We start from the raw sequence: 6207 nt of genomic DNA, 5'->3' as shown, positions 1-6207 counted from the left end.
GTTGTGACGCACATTCGCTGATCCGCCGCTCCTAAGGAGCCGATCAATCGCGCATCCGCGTTACGCCAGCAGAAAGCTGCAGATCGTTGTCGGAGAGAAATTCGGCCAGCATCTCAGCTTGATGGGGAAGCGCTTTTCCTTTTGCGGGAACTCCTTGGGCGAATAGAAATATCGCAGCCCCCACGGAATCCGACCTGACTGCCAACCTCTCCAAGACGACCTGCCAAAGGTCCGGCAAGAAGGCGGCTTCATAAATCGCTTCAGTCAATTCGGTGTCTAACAATTGGATCCCTTCAGAACCATCCGTGTATGCTATCGATTAGGCATTTATAGCGCGCATCAGAAACTTCAATTTCGCACTATAAAGATTAAACTGTTCCTTCATGGGCGAGATGGCCGTTCACCAATCAGCTCTGTTAGTGAAAAATGGCGATGATAGGTCTACAAATTTCAGGGATTCTACGTATTTTGAACTGCAATCGTAGAGAATGCGGCCGCGCATTCGTCTTATAATCGATGTCACGCTTCTCCATCAATGAGCGGTCTGTGGCATTTCATATTCAATGGATTTCCGGGCCGCAACGAATCGACAATGAAGTGGCGCCGGCCTGCCCCTGAACAGTGAGTCGGAAGTATTTAGCGTCGAACGGAATGAACCCCTGAAGTTGAAAGGCGTACATACTGAAGCAGCGATATAAACGATAGCTCACATCGCCTCCCACTAGTCGCACGAATTTTCCTCCAAAATTCCAATATATTGACCGAGACAGGTCTACGATTTGGAATGCCCTTTAGCGCTACATCTGTTTTACGCGCGGTAGACGACGAGGTAGCGGCGCTCGTTGGAGCACTGCTTTCTAGACCTACAACTCGCTTCAAACCCCAACCTTCTCACTCTGCATCAGAAGCGTATCACGAAACGCCCGCCCGCTTTTCCCTGCTCAAGTGCAACGAGGGCATCTGTTGCGTGCGACAAGTCGACCTCCTCGATCGGATTGAGGAGCGGCTGTTTGGCATGCATGGCGACGACCTCACGCATCTCCTGGCGTGTGCCGACGCTGGTGCCCGTGATGGTGACGCCGGTCGCGGTCAGCCACTCCTGAACCAGCGGAACAGGTTCGGAGACCAGTGCTGCGGCGACAATGCGGCCGCGCGGCCGGATCGATGCGACGATTGCCGACCAGGTGGCGGGCGTGGGCGCAAAATTGATTGCCGCATGATAGCCGGGACTTGCCGCAAGGTTTTGCACAAGCCCCTCGCCGGCGATTGCAACCTCTGCTGCGCCATAGCGACGGGCATGCTTCAGCTTGGCCGGATCGCGGTCCACGGCCAGGACGTGAACGCCCATCCGAGCAGCGATCTGCACCGCATAGAGACCAAGACCTCCACAGCCGAACACCGCCAGCCGCTCACCGGGGATCACAGCCGCCCTGCGGACGGCACCATAGGCGGTGACACCCGCGCACATGACCGGCGCCGTCATCGAAGTGTCCACGTCTGACGGCAGCCGCACGGCGAATGCTGCATCGGCGACGACATATTCGGCAAAGCCACCGGGCACGTTCAATCCATGGGCCCGCTGGTGCTGGCAGAAGGCTTCGTAGCCGTCGGTACATTCATCGCATCGCAAGCAGGTGTCGTGCAGCCAAGGCACCCCGACCGTTTCACCGATAGTCCAGTCCGGCACATCCTCACCAATCGCCTCGACGATACCGACGCCCTCATGGCCGAGGATGAAGGGTTCGGGCACATGCGGCGGCCGGACATCGCCTTTCCAGATATGGACATCCGAATGGCAGATGCCGCATGCCTTCAACCGGACGAGCAACTGGCCGCGCCCTGCAACGGGTCGGGGCACGTCCCTGACCTGCAGCGGCTCCCCATAGCCGGCCAGAATGGCTGCGCGCATCGGAGGTGTCGCTCTCGTTGTCACTGGATACCGAGCTCCGCCTTGACCGTTTCGAGCGCCGGCTTGCCGTCGAAGGTCACCACGTCCTTCAGCCAGGTATCGAGCTTTTCCGGATGCTCCTTCAGCATCTTAAGAGTAGCGTCGCGCGCTTCCAGACCGTCGGTCATGATCATGTTCATGCCGGTGTTCTCGTAGTCGATATCGAAAACGAGATTGCTGAAGAACTTCGTCACGTTCGGGCACTGTTCGGGATAGCCTTTGCGGACGAGGGTGTGGACGGTCGCACCACCGAAATCCGGTCCGAATTCCGCGTCACCATCCGCCAGATAGGCTATATCCATGTTCACATTCATCGGATGAGGCTGCCAACCGAGGAAAACGATCCATTCCTTAGTTTCGGCAGCACGCTGTACCTGCGTCAGCATCGCGGCTTCGCTGGATTCCACGATCTCCCAATTACCGTCCAGTCCGTGGGCCTTCTTTTCGACCATGTCGAGCAGCGGCTTGTTGGTTCCGGGCTCGATGCCGTAGATCTTGTGGTCGAGTTTGTCTGCGAACCGCTGCAAATCGTCGAACGATGTCAGCCCCGCATCAAAAACATATTTGGGGACCGCCAGCGTGTATTTGGCCCCCGTCAGATTGGTCGCGATGGGGATAACAGAGCCGTCGTCGAAATAGGCCTTGTAGTCGAGGTCCTGCACCGGACGCCAATTCCCCTGGAAGACATCGATATCGCCATTTCGCAGAGAATCGAAGGTGATGTTGAGCGCGAGAAGGGTCTGGCTGGGTTCATAACCCATAGCGCTCAAAATGAGTTCGGCCGTGGTGTTGGTCAGGGCGATATCGGTCCAGCCGAGATCGGAAAGACGCACCGCCCTGCATGCCTCAGCCTCGCCCGCAAATGCCGCGTCGGCGGGCGTGAGACATGCCGCGCCGGCAGCGACGATCATCGCAAAAACTGTCTTGTTCATCAGCATCCCCCTTTTGGTTTCCAGAGGATAAAAGCACATATTTTTATAGCAAGCGAAATTTTGTTAAAGCGTACAAAAAATTGATCTGCTACGTAAAACCATGCAACAGAAGCCGAAGAAACCACGAACCCGTATCGAGGATATCAGGCGCGTCGAGTTGATCGACGCGGCGCACCGCATTTTCCTGAAGGAGGGACTGCGCGGCCTGACGAGTACGAAAATCTGCTCGGAAGCTGGCCTTTCCCAAGGCATCCTCACCTACTACTTCAAGGACAAGGAAGAGGTTCTCTTCGAAATGGTGCGAATGAACAATCGCATCCTGGCCAACGAGATCGTCGAAAACCTGCGCCGCGCGCGTTCGGGCTGGGAACGGCTGATGGCACTCATCGACGGAAATTTCCCGGCGCAACGTTTCGACAAACAGGCGGCGAGTGCATGGATATCGCTTTACGCCGAGGCTTCGCACAATGAACGTTACGCCCGCCTGCTACGCCCCTACTATCGCCGTCTCGGGTCGAACGTATCCAGCATCCTGAGACCCTATCTTCAGCAGGGCGAGATCGATCATTTCATCCTCGGTTTCGCCGCGATGATCGATGGCCTGTGGTTGCGCCGGGGACATGCGGATATCGACCTGTCTCTGGCGCAGGCCAAGGCGATACTGGTCGAATATGTCGAGAAGGCGCTCGGGCCGGAGGTCATGCAGCCGCTGGCCGAGCCGTATTGAAACACGCACAAAAAGGAAATGACAAATGGCGACAACACCCCGACGGCCGTTCAATCCGAAAGATTCAGCCGAGGCGCTGTTCAAACCGGCAAAGAAGGTCGCGGCGCCGGCCGTTGAACGGCCGGCAATCCCGAACACCAAGGAGCTTGTATCGCTGAAGATCGACAGCGATGTACTGGCGCATTTCCAAGCGGATGGTCCGGGCTGGCAAGAGCGTATCAACGACACCTTGCGAGCCGCGATGAAAGCATCTGATTGCTCTTGAAGGGATTTGAACCGACAAAGCGCCAGCCTTGTCCAACTAAGTCACTGATTTAGTAGACAAGGCTGGCGTGTGAATCTATTGCACCAAGATCACCCGGTCTTTTCTTGACGACCGGCGACCAAATCTATTCGTCCTCCGTGGCGCCACGACGCCAGTAGGAAACGACAAGATGCTGGTTGTTGGAAAGCTGCATTTCCTGGCGAGCAAAAGCGCGGATGGCGCGGAACGTATTAAATTCGCAACCGGCCCATAGGTAAAGCCGCTCGCCCTTGTCAGGGAAATCGGCCTTTCGGATCGCATCCATGAGAAGTGTCGTGGTGCCGGGGGGGTGGTCGCCGCGAAAGAGCCACTCGATCTCAACCAGCGCCGCCGTACTGAGAGTTTGCACCTCTGCCGCGTCCATCACTTCGAGAAAGACCTTGCCACGCACGCCGGCCGGCAAGTGTTCCAGCATGCGCGCGATGGCCGGAAGCGCAGTTTCGTCGCCGGCAAAGAGATACCAGTCTGCCTCGACCAGACCGCCGCCGCCGGGGCCGACAACACCGACGCGGTCACCTATGCGCGCTGTTTGCGCAAAGCCCGAGCCGGGACCAGCATCGGCATGCAGCACAAAATCGATGTCGAGCGTACCGGCGGCAAGATCAAGAGAGCGCACCGTATACTTGCGCATGAGGGGGCGAAGCTCGGGACGATCCCAGGCGATGACGCCATTGCTCCCGACATGCGGCCATTGCGGCTCGATCGCCTCGGGGTGCTGGATCATCAGGTTGACGTGCAGCGCATCGAGGCTAGCAAAGCGTGCGACATTTTCACCGGCCAACGTCAGTCGGCGCATATGGGGTGTCAGCGTCCGACAGCCGACGACATCGAGGATGTGGAAATTCGGCGGGCGGGCGATTTCCCCGCCATCGCCCGTCCAGGAGATGACCGGCGGATCGTCGCCGGCAAATTCCAGGATATGCGAGGCGACGGACATGCGCGCGAGATAAAGGCCTTCGAGGTCCGCAGCCGTAACGTCGACAAGCGTTTCCTCGCCATCGCGTGAAAAGGCTGCACGGATGGAGCCAAGGCGCAGTACGGGGCCTTCCGGCCCCTCCTTCACCTCGGCATTATGTTCCAGCATATGATCGCAGAATTCCGCGATGACAGGGCCGGGATTGCGAAGGGCGATCCGAGCCCTGGCGGTGTATTCACTACCTTGCATGTCCTGTCCTTACAGCTTGAAATCGATCCAGAACGAGCCTTCGAGCGGCACCGCCAGAAAGCGTTCGTTGATCTCGGCGAGCGTCTGGTCGGGATCGACATCCGCGAAGACCGCGGGATGCATCCACTTCGCGAAACACTCGAAGACGAGGATGTTGAGCACCGAGATCGACAGCTGGTGCGAGACGGCATGGGCACGCCCTTCCCGCACCGCGTTCAGTGCGCCACGGATGTCCTTGCCAAGAATACCGGAGAAGGATTTTTGCGCCGCCGGCGCTTCGATACCTCCTCCCAGGACCAGGCCACCCTGTAGGGCGAGATGCGGTCCACCGGTCGCGATGTAGACGGCCGGATCCGCGCCGAGCACGTATTCCGGGCTAAGCAGTCCGTCATAGCCCGGCACGTCGGCGCCGATGCTCTTTCCGCCGGCAAGACGCAGATACTCCGTCATGCGGTTGCCCTTGCCTGGCGTCGCACAACAAGTCGCGCCGGCATGGGCATCAACGAGCACGGAAACAGGTGCGAGTGCCGCGGTGCGATCCGTAATGCGCTTGTAGCGGGCGCGCAGGAAATCGCCGACGGCCTCGCCTTTTTCTCCCTGCCCAATGGCTTTTGCCAAAAGCTCGACGGAAAACGCGGTCGTTTCCGCCGGGCCCTTGCCGTCATTGACAGGCCCGTCGAGGAAAAGGACCGGCACACCGGCCGCCTCCAGCGTCGTCATAGCCTCCGCCCAGCCGCCCTCCCAGATCGAAACGACGAAAAGGTCCGGCTTGACGGAGAGGATCGCTTCGACCGAGGTCTTTGCCGGCAGCACGCCGCCGACAGCCGGTATAGCCTCGATAGCGGGAAAGCGGCGGCGATAGGCCTCGTACATGCCACGGTCGATACGCTGCGGCGCCGCCCAGCCGGCGATACGCGACACCGGATCGGGATCGACGAGAGCGAGCGACAGGAGAATGAGGCTCTCGTTCATGGCGATGCGTCGAGCTGGCTCGGCGAGTCGAACCGTACGGCCCGCCGCATCCGAGAGAACGATTTCAGCCCGCGCCGGACCGACAAGCACGGTCACTAGCAGGAACAACCCAGCCAGAAGCCGGCAGAGGGCAGCCGGCAAACCGGCTGTCCCTCCCCC

The 6207-nt window shown here is 58.9% G+C and carries 7 protein-coding genes; 2 read left to right on the top strand and 5 right to left on the bottom strand.

The features are described 5' to 3' along the window. Positions 1-43 precede the first annotated feature (43 nt). The 3 genes from AC27VQ_RS22455 to choX form a co-directional block, all read right to left on the bottom strand. Complete coding sequence (locus AC27VQ_RS22455; protein WP_488718053.1) at positions 44-268, bottom strand: hypothetical protein; 225 nt, start codon at positions 266-268, stop codon at positions 44-46. Between the two features lie 633 nt (positions 269-901). After that, a complete protein-coding gene (locus tag AC27VQ_RS22450; protein ID WP_488718052.1) occupies positions 902-1909 on the bottom strand; it encodes an alcohol dehydrogenase catalytic domain-containing protein in 1008 nt (335 codons plus the stop codon). Between the two features lie 20 nt (positions 1910-1929). After that, a complete protein-coding gene (gene choX / locus AC27VQ_RS22445) occupies positions 1930-2880 on the bottom strand; it encodes a choline ABC transporter substrate-binding protein (protein WP_488718051.1) in 951 nt (316 codons plus the stop codon). A 100-nt stretch (positions 2881-2980) separates the two neighbouring features. Between choX and betI the strand changes: the two genes are divergently transcribed. After that, positions 2981-3607 carry a transcriptional regulator BetI gene (gene betI, locus AC27VQ_RS22440; protein WP_488718050.1) on the top strand — a complete coding sequence of 209 codons (627 nt, stop codon included), beginning with the start codon at positions 2981-2983 and terminating at the stop codon, positions 3605-3607. A 25-nt stretch (positions 3608-3632) separates the two neighbouring features. Continuing rightward, positions 3633-3872 (top strand): BrnA antitoxin family protein, encoded by a 240-nt coding sequence (locus tag AC27VQ_RS22435; RefSeq protein ID WP_313525475.1) that lies wholly within the window; start codon positions 3633-3635, stop codon positions 3870-3872. A 124-nt stretch (positions 3873-3996) separates the two neighbouring features. Here the strand turns inward: AC27VQ_RS22435 and AC27VQ_RS22430 are convergent, their stop codons facing one another. Then, a complete protein-coding gene (locus AC27VQ_RS22430) occupies positions 3997-5076 on the bottom strand; it encodes a DUF2218 domain-containing protein (protein ID WP_488718049.1) in 1080 nt (359 codons plus the stop codon). 9 nt (positions 5077-5085) lie between these two features. Beyond that, on the bottom strand, positions 5086-6189 hold the full coding sequence (locus AC27VQ_RS22425; RefSeq protein ID WP_488718048.1) for an ABC transporter substrate-binding protein: 1104 nt from the start codon (positions 6187-6189) through the stop codon (positions 5086-5088). Between the last annotated feature and the right edge of the window lie 18 nt (positions 6190-6207).

This window comes from Shinella sp. 20P9.1.1 (assembly GCF_057798995.1).
Note: the sequence above shows the minus strand (reverse complement) of the source record. Positions and strands in the feature narration are given on the sequence as shown.

What these genes read in the sequence shown, in the direction of transcription:
- betI (WP_488718050.1), top strand. Translation starts at nt 2,981, where the DNA reads ATGCAACAGAAGCCGAAGAAACCACGAACCCGTATCGAGGATATCAGG.
- AC27VQ_RS22430 (WP_488718049.1), bottom strand. Translation starts at nt 5,076, where the DNA reads ATGCAAGGTAGTGAATACACCGCCAGGGCTCGGATCGCCCTTCGCAAT.
- AC27VQ_RS22450 (WP_488718052.1), bottom strand. Translation starts at nt 1,909, where the DNA reads ATGCGCGCAGCCATTCTGGCCGGCTATGGGGAGCCGCTGCAGGTCAGG.
- choX (WP_488718051.1), bottom strand. Translation starts at nt 2,880, where the DNA reads ATGAACAAGACAGTTTTTGCGATGATCGTCGCTGCCGGCGCGGCATGT.
- AC27VQ_RS22435 (WP_313525475.1), top strand. Translation starts at nt 3,633, where the DNA reads ATGGCGACAACACCCCGACGGCCGTTCAATCCGAAAGATTCAGCCGAG.